At 51.4% G+C, this 18,759-nt stretch carries 22 protein-coding genes; 6 read left to right on the forward strand and 16 right to left on the reverse strand.

Annotated features, from left to right (window positions below):
- Positions 1 to 355 precede the first annotated feature (355 nt).
- From AC1XDK_RS28485 to AC1XDK_RS28500, 4 genes are all read right to left on the reverse strand, one after another.
- Positions 356 to 643: an HVO_A0114 family putative DNA-binding protein gene (locus AC1XDK_RS28485; RefSeq protein WP_483353401.1), complete on the reverse strand. Its 288-nt coding sequence runs from the start codon at positions 641 to 643 to the stop codon at positions 356 to 358.
- Positions 644 to 656: 13 nt separating this feature from the next.
- Positions 657 to 1,109, reverse strand: coding sequence for a type II toxin-antitoxin system VapC family toxin (locus AC1XDK_RS28490; RefSeq protein ID WP_483353402.1), 453 nt, complete (start codon positions 1,107 to 1,109; stop codon positions 657 to 659).
- A gap of 7 nt (positions 1,110 to 1,116) precedes the next feature.
- Positions 1,117 to 1,320, reverse strand: coding sequence for a hypothetical protein (locus AC1XDK_RS28495; protein ID WP_483353403.1), 204 nt, complete (start codon positions 1,318 to 1,320; stop codon positions 1,117 to 1,119).
- A 177-nt stretch (positions 1,321 to 1,497) separates the two neighbouring features.
- Positions 1,498 to 1,917, reverse strand: a complete 420-nt coding sequence (locus AC1XDK_RS28500) for a hypothetical protein (RefSeq protein WP_483353404.1) — start codon at positions 1,915 to 1,917, stop codon at positions 1,498 to 1,500.
- Between the two features lie 149 nt (positions 1,918 to 2,066).
- Between AC1XDK_RS28500 and AC1XDK_RS28505 the strand changes: the two genes are divergently transcribed.
- The 5 genes from AC1XDK_RS28505 (at position 2,067) to AC1XDK_RS28525 (ending at position 5,754) form a co-directional block, all read left to right on the forward strand.
- On the forward strand, positions 2,067 to 2,294 hold the full coding sequence (locus AC1XDK_RS28505) for a hypothetical protein (RefSeq protein ID WP_483353405.1): 228 nt from the start codon (positions 2,067 to 2,069) through the stop codon (positions 2,292 to 2,294).
- Between the two features lie 520 nt (positions 2,295 to 2,814).
- The gene (locus AC1XDK_RS28510; protein WP_483353406.1) at positions 2,815 to 3,063 is read left to right on the forward strand and encodes a DUF8156 family protein; all 249 of its coding nucleotides are present in this window, start codon (positions 2,815 to 2,817) and stop codon (positions 3,061 to 3,063) included.
- Between the two features lie 4 nt (positions 3,064 to 3,067).
- On the forward strand, positions 3,068 to 4,597 hold the full coding sequence (locus tag AC1XDK_RS28515) for a type B DNA-directed DNA polymerase (protein WP_483353407.1): 1,530 nt from the start codon (positions 3,068 to 3,070) through the stop codon (positions 4,595 to 4,597).
- Positions 4,598 to 4,641: 44 nt separating this feature from the next.
- A complete protein-coding gene (locus tag AC1XDK_RS28520) occupies positions 4,642 to 4,821 on the forward strand; it encodes a CBS domain-containing protein (RefSeq protein ID WP_483353433.1) in 180 nt (59 codons plus the stop codon).
- A gap of 504 nt (positions 4,822 to 5,325) precedes the next feature.
- Positions 5,326 to 5,754 (forward strand): DUF7539 family protein, encoded by a 429-nt coding sequence (locus AC1XDK_RS28525; protein ID WP_483353408.1) that lies wholly within the window; start codon positions 5,326 to 5,328, stop codon positions 5,752 to 5,754.
- A gap of 587 nt (positions 5,755 to 6,341) precedes the next feature.
- Here the strand turns inward: AC1XDK_RS28525 and AC1XDK_RS28530 are convergent.
- From AC1XDK_RS28530 to AC1XDK_RS28570, 9 genes are all read right to left on the reverse strand, one after another.
- Positions 6,342 to 7,529: a CBS domain-containing protein gene (locus AC1XDK_RS28530; RefSeq protein ID WP_483353409.1), complete on the reverse strand. Its 1,188-nt coding sequence runs from the start codon at positions 7,527 to 7,529 to the stop codon at positions 6,342 to 6,344.
- A gap of 352 nt (positions 7,530 to 7,881) precedes the next feature.
- Entirely contained in the window at positions 7,882 to 8,232 is a 351-nt protein-coding gene (locus AC1XDK_RS28535; RefSeq protein ID WP_483353410.1) for a hypothetical protein, read from the reverse strand.
- 63 nt (positions 8,233 to 8,295) lie between these two features.
- Complete coding sequence (locus AC1XDK_RS28540) at positions 8,296 to 8,775, reverse strand: PIN domain-containing protein (protein WP_483353411.1); 480 nt, start codon at positions 8,773 to 8,775, stop codon at positions 8,296 to 8,298.
- A complete protein-coding gene (locus AC1XDK_RS28545; RefSeq protein WP_483353412.1) occupies positions 8,772 to 9,023 on the reverse strand; it encodes a hypothetical protein in 252 nt (83 codons plus the stop codon). Before AC1XDK_RS28545 ends, AC1XDK_RS28540 begins: the two co-directional genes overlap by 4 nt.
- A 289-nt stretch (positions 9,024 to 9,312) precedes the next feature.
- Complete coding sequence (locus AC1XDK_RS28550) at positions 9,313 to 10,173, reverse strand: DUF8008 family protein (protein ID WP_483353413.1); 861 nt, start codon at positions 10,171 to 10,173, stop codon at positions 9,313 to 9,315.
- Entirely contained in the window at positions 10,166 to 10,558 is a 393-nt protein-coding gene (locus tag AC1XDK_RS28555; protein ID WP_483353414.1) for a hypothetical protein, read from the reverse strand. Before AC1XDK_RS28555 ends, AC1XDK_RS28550 begins: the two co-directional genes overlap by 8 nt.
- Positions 10,555 to 10,887: a hypothetical protein gene (locus tag AC1XDK_RS28560; protein WP_483353415.1), complete on the reverse strand. Its 333-nt coding sequence runs from the start codon at positions 10,885 to 10,887 to the stop codon at positions 10,555 to 10,557. The genes AC1XDK_RS28555 and AC1XDK_RS28560 overlap by 4 nt, the downstream gene beginning before the upstream one ends.
- Positions 10,884 to 11,264 carry a hypothetical protein gene (locus AC1XDK_RS28565; RefSeq protein ID WP_483353416.1) on the reverse strand — a complete coding sequence of 127 codons (381 nt, stop codon included), beginning with the start codon at positions 11,262 to 11,264 and terminating at the stop codon, positions 10,884 to 10,886. Before AC1XDK_RS28565 ends, AC1XDK_RS28560 begins: the two co-directional genes overlap by 4 nt.
- A 56-nt stretch (positions 11,265 to 11,320) precedes the next feature.
- Positions 11,321 to 11,812 carry a hypothetical protein gene (locus AC1XDK_RS28570; protein WP_483353417.1) on the reverse strand — a complete coding sequence of 164 codons (492 nt, stop codon included), beginning with the start codon at positions 11,810 to 11,812 and terminating at the stop codon, positions 11,321 to 11,323.
- A gap of 265 nt (positions 11,813 to 12,077) precedes the next feature.
- On the opposite strand from AC1XDK_RS28570, the gene AC1XDK_RS28575 reads away from it, so the two are divergent.
- A complete protein-coding gene (locus AC1XDK_RS28575; RefSeq protein WP_483353434.1) occupies positions 12,078 to 12,284 on the forward strand; it encodes a hypothetical protein in 207 nt (68 codons plus the stop codon).
- Positions 12,285 to 12,467: 183 nt separating this feature from the next.
- On the opposite strand, the gene AC1XDK_RS28580 is transcribed toward AC1XDK_RS28575, so the two are convergent.
- The 3 genes from AC1XDK_RS28580 to AC1XDK_RS28590 form a co-directional block, all read right to left on the reverse strand.
- Positions 12,468 to 13,580 (reverse strand): DUF4238 domain-containing protein, encoded by a 1,113-nt coding sequence (locus tag AC1XDK_RS28580; RefSeq protein WP_483353418.1) that lies wholly within the window; start codon positions 13,578 to 13,580, stop codon positions 12,468 to 12,470.
- Positions 13,581 to 13,872: 292 nt separating this feature from the next.
- The gene (locus tag AC1XDK_RS28585; RefSeq protein ID WP_483353419.1) at positions 13,873 to 14,412 is read right to left on the reverse strand and encodes a TATA-box-binding protein; all 540 of its coding nucleotides are present in this window, start codon (positions 14,410 to 14,412) and stop codon (positions 13,873 to 13,875) included.
- Positions 14,413 to 14,449: 37 nt separating this feature from the next.
- Positions 14,450 to 18,664, reverse strand: coding sequence for an Eco57I restriction-modification methylase domain-containing protein (locus AC1XDK_RS28590; RefSeq protein WP_483353420.1), 4,215 nt, complete (start codon positions 18,662 to 18,664; stop codon positions 14,450 to 14,452).
- Positions 18,665 to 18,759 lie beyond the last annotated feature (95 nt).

An 18,759-nucleotide genomic window follows, 5' to 3' on the forward strand; every position in this document is an offset into this window, starting at 1 on the left:
CACACCCCCCACTTTGTCATGAGTAACGTTGTGTGAAGGGGGGTTTCTTCAGCGGTTGCGATACTACTTCTAGTAGGGAAAATTATTTACCCTGATAGAACAAACCATATCCGTAGTGTGAATACTCCAATTCAATTTGCTAGAAAGATCAACTCTAGGTTTTGATTTCGGCTACTTTCTCTTGATTTACTCATGACAAAGTGGGGTGGGGGTGATCGTCAGTCCGTGGAACTCTGGAATGAATGTAGGATTATCGTGCCTCTCACCGATCTCGTCAGAATCGACTGGGTATGTCTAATTTATAGCTCACTGGTTTTGAATACTCGTTCCAAAACAGACCAATCGATAATCGCAACTAAATGATTGGCTCCACAACAACGTGTTCGTGCTGCAGATACGGCTTCTTCGCACGCCCATCCGTCTCAAAGCTGACAACGCCATGGCGGGCTAGCGTTTCGAGGTCACGACTCACTTGCCCCTTATCACGGTCGAGTTGGCGTGCGAGATTACGAACTGACGCAACCTCATTCTCGGCGAGATATGTAATGAGATCGCGTCGTTTTGGAGTGAGGATTTCAGCCGCGCTTTCGTGGCTCAGGACATGGACGCCTTCCATTCCACCGCGAGCAAGCGCTCGTGCCATCTGTTTTCGGCGGTCACTGGGCGTCATCTGTCGTAGGATTGATCGCTGGAAGCTCCTTTGATTGTGCAACGTCAATGAGCTTCTTGTCCGCACAAACGAACGTGAGATCTTCTACGTTGGTCGCTAGCGCACGTGCAGCCGAGAGTTGAAGACTGTCGAGTGTTCGAAGATCATCCTCAAGAATGAGCTCAAACGCATAGTCGAACAGCTGTTCGCCCAAGGGAACGATCTGGAAATCTGCGAGAGCTTCGTCGAAAAACGCTGCAAGGAGTGAATCTACCTCCTCGCGAGAGATTGAGTCTCGATTCTGCTTTCGACGAAATGCAGAGACCGTTTCGATGACTGCAAGTGAGGTGATGAGGATGGTATTCTCGGCTGGTTCAATTATCGTGTCGACCATCTCTGTCCCCTGTTCGTCGTAGTAACGCTTCACGAGGGCAGACGTGTCGAAAAAGTAAGACGGCATTTGTTGGTTAGAATCGTTCGTCGCGGTCTTCAGAAACGAGATCAGAGACGGGTTTTCCTGCTGCTACTCGCTCTCGCGTTTCCTTTAGATCATCGGGGGCCTGATGCTCGGCGAGGAATGCTTTCATCCGGGCTTCGAGCGGCGTGTGCTGCGACTGCTTGAGCAGTTCTCGGCCCATATTTTCCAGATTCTTTTTCGCAGCGTCACTCATACTCACTAGTCGTTTCTCAATCGGTATACCGTTTACGTCTATTACTCGGGAAGAGCACGGAAGCTCTCTCCGAGTTACTCCAATGAACTTTATCTTTGGTGTGCTCTCGAGGATTGTTGTCTGTCGTACTCGAAGGGACGTGGTTACCATAATATACTCGCTACTACCCGTTCGCTCTCAGACCTGCTCACGCCGAATCGTCACGATGTCTGCTGCCACACGCTCCGATCCTTCTGCGGCAATCACGAGCAAATTTGGCGCTGGTGTGTAGGGCGCTTGATCATCGACATGGAATCCTGCATCTGCAGCACCTGGGAGTTGCACCTGATAGCCATTCCCTGCGATTTGGAGCGAGGCGTTTGTAACGCGGTGGATCGAGACGGTGTCGAGCGCTGCGGTGGTCGCGAGTTCGACCATATTCTCGTCTGTGATGCGGTCGATGTCGGCGACAAGCAGGAGACCGTCGAATGCAAATACGCGAATGTCCGCGAAGCGGGTGGGCTCGTTGTCAGCTTCTTCGACGAGTCCAGCGGTTCTGGCTGGCTTTGTGACCTGGAGAGCGAGGCCATCGCCGGACCGTTTGATTTTGTTGGGCATTGGTGGTTAGTATGAGATACTAACCCAAGAAGATTCGCCTTGGTAGATGCGTTCTCGATTCGGCGTTGATGGTGAGAAGTGGGGGAATTCATCCTTCCAGGTGGTATCCTGTGTACTTACCTGTACAGCTCTCAAATCCAGAGATAGCAATGAGTTCGAATGGGACGTCGCCACTCACCCCACTCGCGCAGGAGGCGCTCGACGCGCTCGCGACCGCCCTTCCGGATGCGGGAGAGCTCACGTACGAGCAAGCGTATGCAATTCTCAACGACGAAGAGGATCTTGAGCGCCCTGCTGCCGAGGATATCATCGAACGGCTCTACATGAAAGGCCATCTCTACGAGGTTGAGGGGAAGCTCCGACTCACCGATTACTGATTACAAAAGTGAGCAACTGTGGGAGCATGCTGACTGCTACCATCGGTTTCGTCTGTGGGTTACTACAATCAATATTTGTGTTACCGGAACGCGTTTTATTCCACCGTCCGATGCTCTAACTGCGCTCTCACACCTGGTCAAGACAATTTCCCGACGCCATCATGCGGCGCTGACGGTCTGGCTGGTTGTGAGAGCCCTGCCTACGGCTTTCCTTACCTTTCTCCGAGTGAGCGTTGGTGGAGACTGTGTTTTCGGAAAATCCAATCGGAAACGATTCAACAGGGCCACTGACGACCGATTCTCTCGGAGCTTTCTGAGATCTGTCCCAGATAGGCAGTTCTGAATGTAGAGGTGCGAATTCGCTCCAAACTGACGGTAACAGAACCTCGAGTCTTACTTCATAGTTGGTGGCCAGCACGATCAGTACTCATACTGGATTCCATCGACATTTCATCTATTGGAATATTCGGAATCGACCCTGGCTTGCCTAAGAGGATCTTGGTGGTCATGGTTACTTGCAATGATGCAAAGCAGCCAAATCACGACGGGATGGGACGAGTATCGCCGAGCACTTCGACCGGCTGATCAGTTGGTTTTCGATCGACTCTTCGAGTATGCCCAGCTGCATACCGATCCCAGCACGGTTCACAAGCCCCTGTTCGTTGAAACACCGATTCTGATCTCGATATTGCTCGAACAGCAGATCCAGATCGACGACTTGGAAGAACGGCTTGATCACTTAGAAGACGATTTGAACGGCCAGGGATGAGCCGATGGTGTACAAAATCGACTACGTCGACGGCGACGTGCTCAGATGGTCGGTAACTGAATCCGGGGTAGAGTGTGAAGTCGGTGAGTCGTATACACCGACGATTTACGTGTCTGTGCATGATGGCGGCGACTTTTCGACGGCGCGTGCTGCACTCCGAGACCATCCTTCCGTTGTTCGGGTTTCTATCGTCGATGAACGCGTGAGCTTCCGGCACGACCCTGAGCAAGTACTCCAGGTGGACGTAGTCGACCTCAAGGCGGTCAACTCGGTGGCACGAATGGTGAGCAAGTGGGGCTCGCCTGGTGAGTATCGCTGCTACAACGTCGATTTTTCGCGGGAGTTCCGCTACTGTCTCGAAGAAGGTGCTGATCCATTGCCGACCCGCGAACTCTCACAGATGCAGCTTGCCGTCTCGGAGACGGAACTCGCGAGTGAGAGAGTTACTGAACTCACGGTTGACGATGAGACGGTGACTGGGAGTGGCGAAGACGTGTTAGCAACATTGTCGGCTCGTGTGGAGTCGGTTGATCCGGATGTTCTCTTCCTGAATACGAGTGACCTCATTCCAGTTCTTTTCCAGCAGGCTGATCGGCTTGACGTGGAGTTCCAGCTTGGACGACGGTCGGGGTGGCAGCAATTGGCGGGAGAATCGACGTACGAAAGCTACGGACAGGTCGGACACTCTCCAGCACGCTACAATCTTCCTGGACGGGTGATCATCGACGGCTCGAACACGTTCATGTGGAATCAGACGAACCTGGATGGCTGTCTGTATCTCGTCGAGCAGTCGGGCAAACCACTACAGGAGTTAGCGTGGTCGTCGATCGGGAACATTCTGACCGGGATTCAGATCCAAGAAGCACGGGAGCGAGATGTCCTTGTGCCGTGGCGTTCGTGGCGCCACGAGAAGTTCAAGACGATGCGCCAATTGCACGACGCCGATCGGGGTGGGTTCACGTTTGCGCCGGATGTCGGGTTACACGAGGACGTTCACGAACTCGACTTCTCCTCGTTGTATCCGAATATCATCGTCACGCGGAACGTGAGTCCGGAAAAGATTCGGTGTGAGTGCCACGCTGGGCGGGAAGACGTGCCGGGTATCGGGTATTCGATTTGTGACGAGCGGGGGTATCTTCCAGATGTGCTTGAGCCGTTGATCGAGGATCGAGATGCGATTAAAGCCGAGATACGAGAGACGGAGGATGAAGAGCGTCGCGACGAGTTGGAAGGCCAATCGAGTGCGATCAAGTGGATTTTGGTGTCGTGTTTCGGCTACCAGGGCTTTTCGAATGCGAAGTTCGGACGGATCGAATGCCACGAGGCGATCAACGCATATGCCAGAGAGATTCTGCTGGAGACGAAAGCAGTGCTCGAGGAGCATGGATGGCGCATTGTGCATGGTATCGTCGATAGCGTCTGGGTGACACCGATCGACGGGGAGGAACAGACGTCGCTGTCTGCGCTTGCATCGGAAACCTTTGAACAGGTGGAGATTCGGCTTCGAGAGAGATGCCGTATTTCATTCATGTAGTCGCAGAAGGGGATCCTGATCCAACTGCGACCGTTGCCACATTTATGAGTACAGATGTTATCACGACTACCGCAAGTGAATCCATCCAAACTGTAGCGGACCTGATGATTGACCATGGTTTTGATCACATCCCAGTCGTCGACGAAGAAGCGGTCATTGGTGTCATCACGACGACTGACTTAACGGCATATCTTTCTACTACACAGGATCCAAGCCCAACATAGGTGGCATATCGGTCGTTAAAATTCGGTGAGCGCTTGGCGAACAGTAACGTTCCACACGATGGCGAACAGAAGTCGGTATTCTGACGATGTCGTTCAGATAAACGAGTGATGGAGTTAGGACCGAAAACAGCACAATGGTTGTTCAGTCCTCGAACACTTCATTGTATTGATCGTAATGGATCGTCAGCGTTCCGGGGGTGGGATGTCTGGCTGCGTTGCGGATGGCCTCGAACTGGCTTCGTCTCCATCTATTTCTCGTGTTTCTTCCCGTAACGCGTCATAAACCCGTTCCACAAGGAGCCTGATTACTTCTGCGTCGGATTTTGAATCGATTTCGAAGACGGCCTCGTAATGGGTCATGTAACTAGTTGGTGCTCCAATGGGAAAACCCAGACCCTACAATCGGTGACAAAGAAAGCTCTCCCTGAGTACTGCTTTCTCGTAGGATCGAGCCATCGGAAATGCTGTACAAACGTTGATTGGTGTCCCACTCCTCTAGATTGTATGGCCGAATTCCCAGACGAAAGACAGCTCGTACTGAGAGCACGCTCCCAATTGGAACAATGGACGAACAGTGCCCGGACACAAGCATATAGTGACTTGTTCGAAGGCGATGCTCCACTCCTTCCCCCCGAGGAATTGCAACAGCTCGATGCGCTCGATTCTGTAATGGAACGGAACGGTGGCGATGGCGTGTGGGGCACCGATCAGTACGGAATCCACACAGGGGGAACCAAAAGTTCGGACAGTTCGATCGGAATTGTTTGTGTGTACCATCCCCAAATCACCAAAGATTCCGTGCTTCAGGGAGACGACGGTATCGATGACGAGACCGAGGAGAAATTCAACGCAGCGCTCTGGCAATATAGCGAACGCGTTGCGACACTCATCGAAGAACGACTTAACGAGTTCATCCGCCAAACGCAGAGCTAGCTCTGTGTTCAATTTAGTCTCCTGAATGTGATCGGTTCATCGACGATTGGAATGGCCTTCCCAGCCAACGCCGCCACAAACGGGACGAGAAACGACGGCAATCAGTACGACACCGCTCATCTTTCCTGCTCGTGGGTCGATCGCCACTGAGACGAATACATTTGTATCTTCGATCACCGCTACTCGGAGCCTTGTTGGATTCAGTTACGTTTGGATCGCTCATGTTCTGGCGTGAGGTTGAGAAACACGTCGTCTTCAGCACCACACTTTGGACAAGCATGCACGAAGTGGAGGCCGTCCTCATCGCGCTTTTCGATTCGCCATTCCGACCGAGATCGTGCTTCGTCCCCACACACCGAACAGCGTTTGGGATGATCCTGTAGATATGTTCCCATGAAATCGATGAACGATTTCGTTCCATGACGGTATTTCGGCATCTCTTGTCTGTACGGTGAGCTCGCGTATCAATGCATTTCATCCGCTTGTCCTTCAGAGGTACAGAGTACCTGATTCAGCCCTGCTTTGAGAGCAAGCGACTGGTAATTACCCCGGATCGTGTGGTCACCTTGTACTGGAGGTCGAGAACGCTATGCGCCGAGCCACCAGCCGTAGAGTTGCTCTTGCTCCTCGGTGTCCGGATGCTTCTTCGATTGGCCGTAGGTCTTGCCTTTGAGGAGTTGGCGTTCGACTGCATTTGCCGCGAGACGAAGTGCGTGGGTGGCGCCGTAGCCCTCCCCTTTGGCAGTGAAGTAGCCACGGTCAGTGACGAGGCGAATCCGTGCCAGCACTAGTGGCACCCCTCGGCTCTTCTCTTTGTGCTCATGCAGTTCGATACTGGCCTTGAGTACGTTCATTTCACCATACTTCGAGGTCACGCCGTCGATTAACGCGGAAACGTCGTCATAGTCCATCTCATCGAGCAAATCGAGACCGAACACCTGCACGGGGCGCCGTTCGTCCTGTTCCCACGTGAGCGCCTCAATGACGTCCGTCTTTGTGATGATTCCGACCGGTTCGTCAGTCTCGGTATCCGTGACGACAAGTGAGGAAATCTCCCGATCGAACATTGTTTCGACTACCGCATCGAGTGGTGTGTCTCGTTGGATCGTCGCAGCTACATCGGACATCAGGTTCCGCACCGGCAGATCGAGCATCCGGTCGGAAGCACCGTCACGTTCACCGAAGCCGCCGCGGCCACTGAACTCGTCTGATGAACCACCCTGGCTCTTGTTCCCGCCGCGTGTCGTGAATTCGATGACATCGTACAGACTCAGTATGCCGACGAGTTCGTCATTGTCAATGACTGGGAGGTGTGCGATACGTGCTTCTCGAAGCGTGTTGAGGGCTTTTCCCATCGTAGTCGTCGGGGAGACACTGATCAGCTTTGTTGTGTACGCATCGTCAACAGTCACCGCGTCGAGAAACGGGCTCACGGCCTCCAAGACGGCATCTGCAGTCACCACACCGAAGATGCGGTCTTTGTCCAGCACTGGGAGCGTCTTGGCGTTACTCCCGATCATGAGTCGTGCGACCTCACGGACATCTTCGGTTCGGTCGACGGTTGGGACATGTTGTACCCGTGAGCCAACCTTCGCCGAGGGTTGATTGGACGACGAGGCCAGTTGTCGGCGGCTGACGACACCGCGATACTCATCACCGTCCGTAACGACGACGGCGTCAAGTTCCTGATTCTCGAACGCACCGGCGACCTTCGAAAGGGGTGCCCCGATGTCGAACTCGGTGAACTGTGTTGAAACTATCTCAGAGATATCCATTGTGTACTCATTACTAAAGGGAACGTGGACGGTTATGCTTACCTCACCTTTTGATGACACGAGAGAATTGATTTTGAGAGGCGATTTAGGGTCACAGACTATGCCCTCGATATTACTTTGACTGCATCGTCCGTGTTTGTCGCCACTATCGGTGGTCGATTACACCGTTGTAATAGAGGGGATCGCGAACGTGACCCCCTCCGTTTCGCAGAAAATGACGCAGAAAAAGACGCACTCCACCGTAACCAACCGACTAGTACCACCATGTTTCACCGGCAATGCGGTGTGAATCTCGTGTGGTGGTGCCGCCCGAGTGGGGGTTCTGCGAACCCCCGTGATTACAACGCTATAATTAGCGTCCTCCGTTCCCTCCCGCGTTGGCTTTGTGTGCTCGCATCCATCCGGCTAAATCGGGATGGGCGAACGTGATCTCAATGTGGTGGCCACCGACACCCATCGCGTCGTCAATCGACAACGTCCGTGACTCTTTGTAGGTCACACCGGGCACACGTTCGGCCATCTCCTCCATGACGCGATAGCCGTCGTTCTTGTACGCACAGCCGTAATGCGTTGCAACCTCGCGATAGCCTAACCGTGCAACCATCACGTCATTCGTCTTTGCGACGTTCTTCGCGTGTTCGAGGACATTGAGGTACTTGTCCTCGACTTGCTGGCTCTCAGCACGCTTCTCACGGAAGTTCACGAGTTCAGTGTTCTGTTCCGAACGCTGGATCGTCTCGAAGAGCTGGCGGCCTGCAGTGGCTGCTCAATTGGAATTCGACTGCAGCAGTTGAATCCCACGTTCAACGATCGCATCGGTAATGAAGAGACTCGTCTCCGTTTGAAGAGCCCGCATAAGCGACGCTGCTTCATCGCTGGATACTACATTCCGATGGTACGCAAGTGCAACCACGCCAATCGAACCGTGGACTTCGATATTTTGGTCTTGAGCGAACTCTCGTGCTGCCAGGTCGTCGGTAAGAAAGACGACGTTGTCTCGCTTGAGGGCTACTGCCAGTGCCGCTCGCTCACCTGCGTCCAGTTCAGCACTTCTCCCGACGGGATCCGCAACCTCAATCCGTTCCCACTCACAATCTGAGAGCTCAGGTGGAACCCCTCCTTCCTCGAGTTCTGCATACACTGTTTCAGGAATTAGTAGCTCGTCGATTGCCGTCAGCAAGTCGAGTGCGTCGATTTCTGCAAGGTGGATAAGCGGGCCTGTATCCGCGACCGCAACAATCGTCACGCGTTGAGGCCCCAGTCGACATCCTCTTCAACGACTGCTGCTTCGCGATCTGCTCGCTGGACTTTTTCGAATCCAACCAGTTCAATCGTCTCCTCGCGAGATAGCTCACCGTCGATGTACTTCCCGAGGACGACGTTCTCCCACAGGTCTGCAATTCCCAGTTCAAGGGCTTGCTCGAAAACCTCCGACTCAGGAACTCCTCGTGCGTCGGCAATTTCACGGACACGATCGGAGATTTCAGCTGCCATAGTAGAGAATATGGGTCGCGTCACTTAAGCCTCATCGTCATTCCCGGTTCGACGGGCACAATCCCGGTTGATTCGATCACGCATTCCGACCACAGACACGGTGGCCGGTACAACCTCTCCCCCTCCCGCTGGTTTCTAACCGATAGATGCCGATACAACTGCCGTACTCACAAGTAGCCGTACTGAGTCCGTCCCGAACTGTGTCAATTCGGGACGTCCAATACCGCGTTCGTGGTGGTGTTCGTGTTAGATTCGTGTCCCTCTCGGGCGTGTTTTCGTCCCGACCACGCTACTCTCCGGCAACCCCGTCTGTGGCCGGATTATCGTCCGTGTCATTGCTCGTAACTTCTCCAGGTAGCTCGACATCCGACTTGAGCACGAGACGTGTCTCCTGGTAGCTCAATCCGTCCTTGGATCGCTGGCGCTTGATCTTCCCGAGACGGCCATTCGAGAGCTCATGCATCGCGTCCATCGTCCGGCGAGCGAGTTCCTGTGAGTATTTCTTGCTCACGCCGGACTCTTTCAGGCGAATCCATTCGGCGAGCTCTGACGCGTCTAAGTAGGAACGTATCTCACCGCTCCCTTTCGACCAGAGTGAGTAGCGACCAGCATCATCGCGTTCACGCCAGACCTTGCCAGCAAGTTCGTCGGGTTTTCGATTCGTGACGGACGCAAGCATCTCGTCGTCATAGCGGGAAAGTCGCTGAATCGGCAGGAGATCCGCCGTCGAATGGGCGACGGCACCACCGCGACCGAGCGCGTCTTCCTCACCAGGAAGGCGGAAGTAGGTGTTGCCATCGTCTTTTGTAATGCGTTCGAGTTTGTTGCCATCGACAGTGATCTGCTCTTTGTCGACGTTGTCGGCGAGCAGGTGGGCACCTTTCTCGAACTCGCGGGCTTGCAACTCATCGATACATTCGCCACAGGACTGCGTTTTGCGGGCAAGTGCTTTTCTGTGAGCTTTCGCTTTGGTTGCCTTGTCTTCTCTGGCATCGACTTGCTGTTCGAGGTTGTCGATCCGTTCGTCTTTTTCAGCGACTTCTGCTTCGAGATCGTCAACACGGTCGGTGAGCGATTGGACGTGCTTGGCGAGGTCGCTGACCGAGACATTTTCGAGAGTGGTAGCTCCGGACGTGGTGGGGTCACTCATTGGCGGGCACCTCCACTGTGGCCGCAGCGTTGTCTCCCGGCGTGGAGAGACGCGGCAGGTGGGCGATGGTAGTGAGCGTGCCGATACAACGGGTAGTCGTGTCAGTGGCGGTGTGGGTGTACTCGAGAACAGTCATGGCGGAATCGGGCTGACTGATGCAGTGGAAGGTAGTTTGCTGCAGTTCGTCCTGTGCAGTCGTGGTGATCGGTGGAGCCGTCAGAACGAGATGCGGTCCACAGTGTGTCGGTGGGTTCGTTGCTTTGACGGTACAAATCGTCCGTGGGAGATCAGTCGTGGTGATGCGAACGCTGTCACTCGGTTCGAGGTGTGTGACAAGTGCGTCAGCATCGCGAGGATTCAACGGCGTCGGTGCGTACCCACTCACGCCTGCTCACCTCCCGTCGGATTGACGATGCACTCGACAGTCGCGTACGTGCGCAACCACGCGTACTTCCCGGAGGGGGTGCGTCCGTAATGATCTAACTCTGTGTTGGCGTGTTCGTACTCGTCGTAGTAGCTGTACTGCAACCGGTACAGGTCGTTCGATGGCGTGGCGACGTACAGGACATGCTCACCGGGTTCGGGACCACGACAAGAGAGTGCGGGGTCTGAATGCTCACACTGATACACGATGCCTGTGAGCGTGCGCTTCTGCGTGTGGATCTGAATCGGGTCCGTACACGCTAACGCGAGGACCGTCCGCTGGTCGGTCATTGCTCGGCCTCCCGTTTCTGGCGAAGGCGCTGACAGAGCTGGCAGGGTGCGTACTGGTCGTCCTGAGCCTCTGCACGAGTGCAATAGGCGAGTGGGTTGTCGGTCTGCAGCGTACAGAGCGAGTGATTGTCTGCGTCGAGTTCGTGATAGGCAAAGGCGTCACCGACAAATTGATCGACGATAGCGACCGTCTCATCGGTAGAATAGGGGTCAGAAGCGATGCGCTGGTTGCGTTCGGCATCGGTGAGACTGCTGGTGAACCGGCTGTCACAGTAATGGGAGTCGGTGATCTGCACCGCATACGTCCCACAGTGCGGACAGCGTTCGAATGTGTTCTCGATCTCCTCGGGAGTGATTGAGGTGGACGTGCGGGTCATCGCTCATCACCTTCGGTGGCTGTCGCTCTCTGAGAAGGGCGTTCGGTGGGGGACATCTACGCGCACACCTCGGTTGTGGTAGTGTGGGTGGCGTCGATGCCGTAGCACCGTTCGAGGATTCGCCGGTAGTGCTTGCGGGTTTTGGCGTGGGTTTCGCCCGGTGGTGTCGAGGGGAGCTTTGGATTGCCTGTTTTGGTGGTGGCGACCGAGCGATAGGTTTCGGTGTCCTCGGGGATTTGGAAGCCCTCCTTGTCGTAGTCGATTGGGATGCGGCGTTCGAAGAATTGCTGGCAGTCCGGCGTGGCGTAGATGCAGTACAGGTAGGGCGCTTGGTCAGTGGTCTTGGTTCGGGTTTGAAAACCCACGCGGAGTTCGACGAGGTACGCGCGGGTGATTGGCTCGTCGGTAGTGGGTGTGGGTTGGTCGGGGTCCTGGGCGGCGGTGTCGGGTGTGGGTTCGAGGCGCTTGACGGGGTGGAAGGTTTTTGTGCCGAATTGGGCCTCGAGTGAGAGGGCACCGCCGTTGGGTTTCTCGTCGAAGGACGCCATTAGCGGTGGCCTCCGATACAAAGTGGTTGGTAGTCGATGCGTTTTTCTACGGAAAGGGTATTGCTAGTCATGCTTCGTCCCAAGCGAAGCGCGGTCGGTGTTCTAGCACCGGCCTTTCTGCAAGGCGTGCCACGCTTCTCAGTTACAACAACTCCATCCAGCATATTAAGGGTTAGGAAATGTCTTAATGTTAAGAAATATACTAACAATTTAGTGATTCGATGACTTAGGAAATGTTGTAATGGTAAACGTTGAATCATGGGGCGTGGCAAAACAACGCGCTCTACTGACGGCTACTGAACGGGAACAGTTAGCAGGCAAACATGGTCAAGAGCGGAAGTATCAGGCAACCTCTCGCGTTCGTCGTCGTATTAAGGAAGAACTCTCTCGTGATATCGAGGTGCTTAATGAACACAACGATGTGCTGCTTGACGAGTTACGGGAAATCGTCTGTGAGGATCAATACGATTAACCTTTTGACTCACAAATAGCAAATAACGAAACCAACTCAGAGCTTTGATCACACCAATTAATTAGGTAGAAGATTGAGCGGGAAGATATACCTTTAGGTCGCGAGATGTCGGTATTTACTAGTAGATCGCTACGAATCCACTACGCAGCTCTGGACAAAATAAGCATCCATAATAGAATGTTTTTAGTCGGTTGCGTTCTGCTCTTCCCGAGCGTCGTCAATTAGTTCCTGTACATACTCCTTATGTCCTTGAGAGACATTTGGACGCCTCTCGATATCAAATTCTGTTTCTATCCGTTGTTTTACAAAAGGAAAGAAAGGGGAATAGTCCGACAGATTCGGGCCAGATTCTATTATCTCGTTATCGGTGTCAAACTCGTGTTCTTCTGGAGTTAACCTTCTGAAGATGGTTGTCTCTTCCACAATGTATTTAGACAATCGCTGTTGAGCGTTTTTGAATTCCTCTTCTTGGCCGCTTTTCCGATAGAAAATATTCTCAAAAGCATTAATCATTTGTAGGTCATTTAAACCGGTTACCACTTTTCCAGAGGTTGTAGAAACTCTCCGCTTCTTTTTATTAGAATACTCCACGAGATACGAAGCAGGGTCATAAAGCATAATCTGGACATCATCAGATAATGGTAGAAATATTTGTAATCCCCGATTCTGTAACCCAACTAAAAACCGGTCTAGCTCATCTTTGAACCGACGGTTATCGTGGACAACGGGATGGTCAGAAACTATGAAATCCTTCTCGGAATTATTTTCGATAATTGCCACTTCAAGGTCGATAATCAAATCCACTCCTGTTAGAGCTTGTAGCATTGGGAATGCAAGAGGTCTCTCTTGAGTCACCTTGAAGTTATCTAACAGGTCAAGAGCATTCCTACCATCGGGTAACTCCGGGTCAACTTCTCCTGCTTCCACCATCAATTCCATGTATTCTTTCGCGAAATCATCCGTCATCTCCTGAGCCTCCTGTTTCCGTTGTTTCGTTCGGCTCCTTTGTAGTAGAACAAATGTACAGAAGTGGAGGATTTCTAACCTATCTAAGTTATCAAATGACCGTGACGACCGTAGCACATTGATGATTTTTGCGTGGATTTCTTCCAACCCGTCCAAACTTTGCTCTGCTTCAGAGTCGCCATAGAAGTAGTCTTCAGAGCAGAGATTTTTGATATGGGTTCTGGGATATTCCTGGTGATTATCTATGTTATAGATTGGCACCTTCTCATCGTCTGTCCATCCACGGAGGAGGTATTGTGGAACGTAATGTTGGTTTTTATATTCAGGCATTTGGTTATTTTGGAGAATACATTCTCTGGTCTGGAATCACGATGTCATTCTGTGTTTTCACTTCGTGATAGAAAATGTGGACTTCATCGATTTGCTGGGGTCTGCCGTCCAGATCAATTTGTCGTGACATAGTGGGAGACCTAACGTTACTCATGTTACTGTGTAGTCACCTTATAAAAATTATACCTCTCGGAATCGGAATATCTATCGATACTCATCCGAAATCCACTTTCGGGGCGGAGGTCGGTAGTAGCGGCTGTAAGCTAAATGTGGACTGGTTTTTTTGACTATCTCACAAATCGGATATTATTTCCTGGAGTAAATCGAACGCACACTTTGCTGTCTTTTCCTCTGCGGCCCCAGCGATGACGACTCTTCCAGTGGAAAAAATTAGCATCGTGCACTCCAGCTCATCAGAACGATAAATTAAGCCTGGGAATTGTTCAGGTTCATACTCTGTCTTTTCGAGACCGAGGCCAATTGCAAGTGCATTTAGGTTTTGTTCCTGTCCTAAATCGCCAGTACAGACGTAGTTCTGGATGGTGAAACAGTCATCAGACGGATTTTCGAGAACGCCGATATTCGCAAAAAGTTTGAGGAACCGATCTCGAACTGAATAGACGCTGGTTTCGGAATCTGCTCCTGAGATGATATATTTCCCAGTCCGGTAAATAGTAATAAGTGGCGTATCAGGCTTAAACCGGAGATACATACCAAGATATTTTTCGGGATCGTAGTTTGCGATAGGTTCTCCGATTTCATCCGCCAGACGGTCAAGAGCGAGTTCAACTCCAAGAGAGCCAGATCCTACGACATTAACGACTTGAACCATCTTCTTCGGTGGTTATTCTGTTTCGGGATGTATCAACCTACTGCTTAACAGTATCTTCGACAATTTCGATCTCATCATCCGTCAATCCGTAGAGTTCATAGACAATCTGGTCGATCAGCTGGTCTGTTTTTTCGATATTCCTCTGAAGCTCCTCACCGCGTGCTTTCGTCTTGAGATAACTTTCAAGTTCGTCACACACGTCAGTGACAGCCGGCAGAGTGAGCTTGCGTAGTCGATCGACAAGTGAATTTGTCTTAGTAGCGGTCTCACGGAAATTAGCGAATCCACCTGCTTCGTTGACGGCTACCGGTACGAAAGCCTCTACCAAGTCTGCCTCAATCTCGGAAAGATCTGAAATCCGTAGCGCCGGCAGTAACTCGGTTTCAATGTAGCCCCACCGATCTGTTTCATGGCTATCCTCGTTTTCCGGTTTATATCGTGCTGAGAGATGAATTTCGAGGCTTGAAGAGGATTCCCGTACAATCTCGATAGATCCTACACGGAGATTCTCTCTGTTGGCCGCTGTGTCGGTGAGTATCGAGTTCGCGGCACCTTCTGGGGGTTGAGGAAACCCAATTTCTTTGAGACTCTGTCCATCGTTGTAAGAGCCGAGATGGTCAAGGAGCTCAAAGTTGAGCCGCTTTTTTTGAGAAATATATTCCCCAATATTCTCTGCAAGAGTGGATAGAATAACATAAGGATCAAATCCTTCTTCTCCATTTTCTTTATCTGCTCCTTTAACACAAATTTGACCCTCTTCTACTCCAATTAAATCCCTTGCATCGTTGCTGATTCTTATTCTTTGTTCATCCTCAATATCTGGGACCGGGAATTTCTTGAGTCGATTTCCTGCATAGGATAAATATCCTGCTCTCTTTCGTTTACCGAATGTAGACATATGGGCATTTATAAGCTTACTATTGAAAACAGCGGCTAGAAAGTGGACATTATATTCCTCATTAGGAACAATCAGAAACGAATCTGTCATGCCAACTGTTCCATCAGTTGTATAAGCAAATCTATTCTCCCTAGCATAGTGAGGAACGAGTAATTTTTTAGGAGATTTCATCAATTCTCGTTCGTGAGGTCGTTGAAGACGCCACCAGGGATAAATCCCATTTTGAGCTTCAGACCTGCTCTCAAGTTCTTTTCTATAGTCTTCAAGATAGCTCATTATATGGGGATATTCGGATGGGTTAAACTTTCCATCGGTGTATATGACCCATCGAGTACTAGTTACATCGTATCGACGAATATCCTTGGCACGGGCCAAAGGAAGTAAACCTTCTCTCTCAAGCGAATAATCTTCAATAATATCTCCAGTGACTGTGAATGCGTCGTTGTTCCCTGATTTGATGCCTTGGGATATCTCAGCAATCTCTTGGAGATTGAGCGACTTTTCTTCGACCTTTTTCCAGAGGTCTTTGGCACTAAGCGTTCGCAAGTTCCATGGATTTTCATCTAGGGTAGAAAGACTCATATTTATAGAAGGATGGCCTGTTTTTGATTTGATATTCTCGATGAATTCTGGTGCCGTGCTATAGTTCTCATCATTATCAATGAATATCTGAGCATCTTCTCTTTCTCCTTTTTCAAGAATTGTGATTATTGCCAAGACATTTACTTTTGGCCAAATCTGTAAGTCGCCAAATTCAACGATTTGAGAGGGAGGTGCCTCTTCCAGAATATATTTTCGTAATGCACTGCTACGATGGGCTTCAAGCCAGTAGCGGGTGATAACATAGCCCAATCTGCGTTGATCATTCAATATCTCTATACCTTTCCGAACAAAGAAATGGGATAGATCATTCGACCCAGTAAAAATATCTGGATACAATTCTTTCATCTTGTTCTGATGATCTGTTCCTTGTAATAGGAGGTACGGTGGATTCCCGATTACTGCATCAAACCCGGCCTCTTCTTGCTTTTCACCATCTTCATCAAAGAATACTTCAGGGTACTCGAGCTCCCAGTGAAAGAACGCTTCTTCTCTTGCTATCTCCTGTACTGTCTGGAACCAACTCTCCTCTTGGATTGCAATCCATTCATCCTCGTCATCTATCGCTCGAGCCATCCGTTCATAGCTCCCCTCGGGAACATCGGTATTGAATTGTTCAGCCGTATGTACGTTTGTCAGTTCAAAAAGTCGTTTGTAAAAAGGATCTGTACGGATTTCCTCGTAAATTTCCTCCATTGACTTGACTTCCTCGAGCGTCTCGTTATCGATCTCGAGCAGCTCCTGCATCCTATCCATGACATGGCCGAGGGTCTCCTGTCGGACATGAGCGAGCGCCTGCTTCAATGTGAGCTGTCCGTTGTTGTCCCCGGTATCGTTCGAGAGTACCTCCGTTACGTCCGAGCCGATCAATGAGTTGCCTGTCTTCAGGTGATGGTCCAGAAATGCCAGTGGCTGATCCGCAGCAAGTGTCTCGAGCCACATTGAAAGTTTTGCGAGTTCGACGGCCATCCCATTGAGGTCGACGCCGTAAATACACTCCTTGGCGACGTCCCGGCGGACCCGCTGCTCGTCGAATGCAGTCGCCTCCTCCAACTCTCGAACCTCGGCCATTACCTGCTCGGCAAGGTACTCTGTCGCCCGTGTGAGGAAGTGACCGCTACCCATTGCCGGATCGAGAATTTTCAAATTTGTCACTCGTCGGTAGAACGCACCGAGATACTCGTGGGTTCCTTGCTGAAAACCCTGCTCCTTAAGATTCTCTTTGATCTCCTCAATGAGCGGCCCCACCGTTTCCTCTATAATGTAGGTCACGACGTAGTCCGGTGTATAGTATGCACCCGTAGCTTTCCGCTCACCCTCGTCATTAACGACATATAGGTCGCCTGGATCGACGACCTCCACTGCGTCTGCAACTGATACCTCCGTAGCCGGCTCCCAGACTTGACCGCCGTCTTCTGCGACTGCCGCATACTGTTCTGGAGCGATCCTAAATTGGTGCTCGAGTAATCCCTCATAGACACTACCCAGATGGCGTGTATCCAGATCGGCGTAGTCAGCCAAGACGTACCGACCCTCACTGTTCTCGGTCGTCGATATCCGGTAGATGACCTCCGCAAGATATCGATTGCTGACTTCGTGATTCGCCAGGAAATCATGCTTTTCCTGGTCGAACAGTCCGCCGTTATATGGAGGAATCCCCAGCTTTTCTTCGCCCTTGTCGATCAGTCGGAATAGATCCTCGAGTCGGGACCACATTGACGTCGAGTGCTCACTGTAGGTGTCGAATCCATCATCTATTTCACCGATCTCGTCGTGGATCTTGAGTCGGAGTTCATCTAGGCTGAAGTTCTGTTCATATTCTGTGATTGAATCACTACTTTCTGGATGGATGAGCCCACGTGCCTCAGCATAGAGGACAAACATCAAGCGGTATAGAAGGACGAGCGACTGCTCTTTGAGCTCTGCGAGCTCTTCATCACCTTCTGGATTAATGTCGAGATCATTCGTCTCAGCGAAGCCGCGACCCAACACTCGGAGTGCAGTAAAGACGTTGTCCTGGAGATCTTCGCCGAGTTGCTGGGCGACTGTTTCGCTTTCGGACCATACCGAGTCGAGGAATGTTGTCTCCCTGTGTTTTCGGAACGCATCTGGGCGGAAGAAGACATAGAAGTATTTAAATGCGTTAAGGTTGCCGGACTCAATAAGCTGTGGTAAATTGATCTCGTAGTAGGTTTGGGTCTCGTAGTCTTTCGTCCCGTAAAGCCGCCACTTCTTCCCGTCCGTAAGGATTCCCCACTGGATGTTTTCTGGCGTCCGCTCAAGGTAATGCTTAATCTGATGTGATGCGTTCCGGTACGGCCGTCGCTCACTGAACCGTTGGCTGAAATCAGCGTCCCATTGTTTGGCCTCCAGGAGTCCCAGGCCACCGTCGAAGAGATCTGCCGTATTCTCGGTATCCAGATAGATTTTGGCAGCTCTCCGTCGGGACTCAGTGTTCTCGAAGAGGAGAATATCAACGTAACCGCTGCTGTCGGGAAGTGTCGTTTCGACGTTCGTCCCAAAGCCCAGGATCTCGAGAACCTCGTCAATCCAATTGTCAATCAGTGAGTCCTCGCCGTACCCTGCCACCAGTTCTCGTTCATCTCTGTAAAGGGCCTGTAGTTTTTCCAATGCCTCTTGTGCCTCTTCGTCACAGTCCCACTCATTTCGATGCTGGACTCGTTCGTCGAGGTAGTGACCTGAGAAGAGATTCGAATTCGTATAAGGCCGGTTGGAAAGCGTCGCTTGGCTCATAGCAGATATATGAACCAGCTCATGACAGCTCCTAATAGATGTCGGTGGCGGTTAACATCATTCCCTCAGGGATAGTGAGGAAATGTGAACAGGAC

Source organism: Haladaptatus sp. HS23 (assembly GCF_056892285.1).

Bases quoted from the DNA above. Each gene is read 5' to 3' on its own strand.
- AC1XDK_RS28495 (WP_483353403.1), bottom strand. From the start codon at position 1,320: ATGAGTGACGCTGCGAAAAAGAATCTGGAAAATATGGGCCGAGAACTG.
- AC1XDK_RS28500 (WP_483353404.1), bottom strand. From the start codon at position 1,917: ATGCCCAACAAAATCAAACGGTCCGGCGATGGCCTCGCTCTCCAGGTC.
- AC1XDK_RS28515 (WP_483353407.1), top strand. From the start codon at position 3,068: ATGGTGTACAAAATCGACTACGTCGACGGCGACGTGCTCAGATGGTCG.
- AC1XDK_RS28585 (WP_483353419.1), bottom strand. From the start codon at position 14,412: ATGGTTCAAGTCGTTAATGTCGTAGGATCTGGCTCTCTTGGAGTTGAA.
- AC1XDK_RS28485 (WP_483353401.1), bottom strand. From the start codon at position 643: ATGGCACGAGCGCTTGCTCGCGGTGGAATGGAAGGCGTCCATGTCCTG.
- AC1XDK_RS28560 (WP_483353415.1), bottom strand. From the start codon at position 10,887: ATGACCGACCAGCGGACGGTCCTCGCGTTAGCGTGTACGGACCCGATT.
- AC1XDK_RS28520 (WP_483353433.1), top strand. From the start codon at position 4,642: ATGAGTACAGATGTTATCACGACTACCGCAAGTGAATCCATCCAAACT.
- AC1XDK_RS28570 (WP_483353417.1), bottom strand. From the start codon at position 11,812: ATGGCGTCCTTCGACGAGAAACCCAACGGCGGTGCCCTCTCACTCGAG.
- AC1XDK_RS28530 (WP_483353409.1), bottom strand. From the start codon at position 7,529: ATGGATATCTCTGAGATAGTTTCAACACAGTTCACCGAGTTCGACATC.
- AC1XDK_RS28510 (WP_483353406.1), top strand. From the start codon at position 2,815: ATGATGCAAAGCAGCCAAATCACGACGGGATGGGACGAGTATCGCCGA.
- AC1XDK_RS28580 (WP_483353418.1), bottom strand. From the start codon at position 13,580: ATGCCTGAATATAAAAACCAACATTACGTTCCACAATACCTCCTCCGT.
- AC1XDK_RS28565 (WP_483353416.1), bottom strand. From the start codon at position 11,264: ATGACCCGCACGTCCACCTCAATCACTCCCGAGGAGATCGAGAACACA.
- AC1XDK_RS28590 (WP_483353420.1), bottom strand. From the start codon at position 18,664: ATGAGCCAAGCGACGCTTTCCAACCGGCCTTATACGAATTCGAATCTC.
- AC1XDK_RS28550 (WP_483353413.1), bottom strand. From the start codon at position 10,173: ATGAGTGACCCCACCACGTCCGGAGCTACCACTCTCGAAAATGTCTCG.
- AC1XDK_RS28505 (WP_483353405.1), top strand. From the start codon at position 2,067: ATGAGTTCGAATGGGACGTCGCCACTCACCCCACTCGCGCAGGAGGCG.
- AC1XDK_RS28545 (WP_483353412.1), bottom strand. From the start codon at position 9,023: ATGGCAGCTGAAATCTCCGATCGTGTCCGTGAAATTGCCGACGCACGA.
- AC1XDK_RS28525 (WP_483353408.1), top strand. From the start codon at position 5,326: ATGGCCGAATTCCCAGACGAAAGACAGCTCGTACTGAGAGCACGCTCC.
- AC1XDK_RS28490 (WP_483353402.1), bottom strand. From the start codon at position 1,109: ATGCCGTCTTACTTTTTCGACACGTCTGCCCTCGTGAAGCGTTACTAC.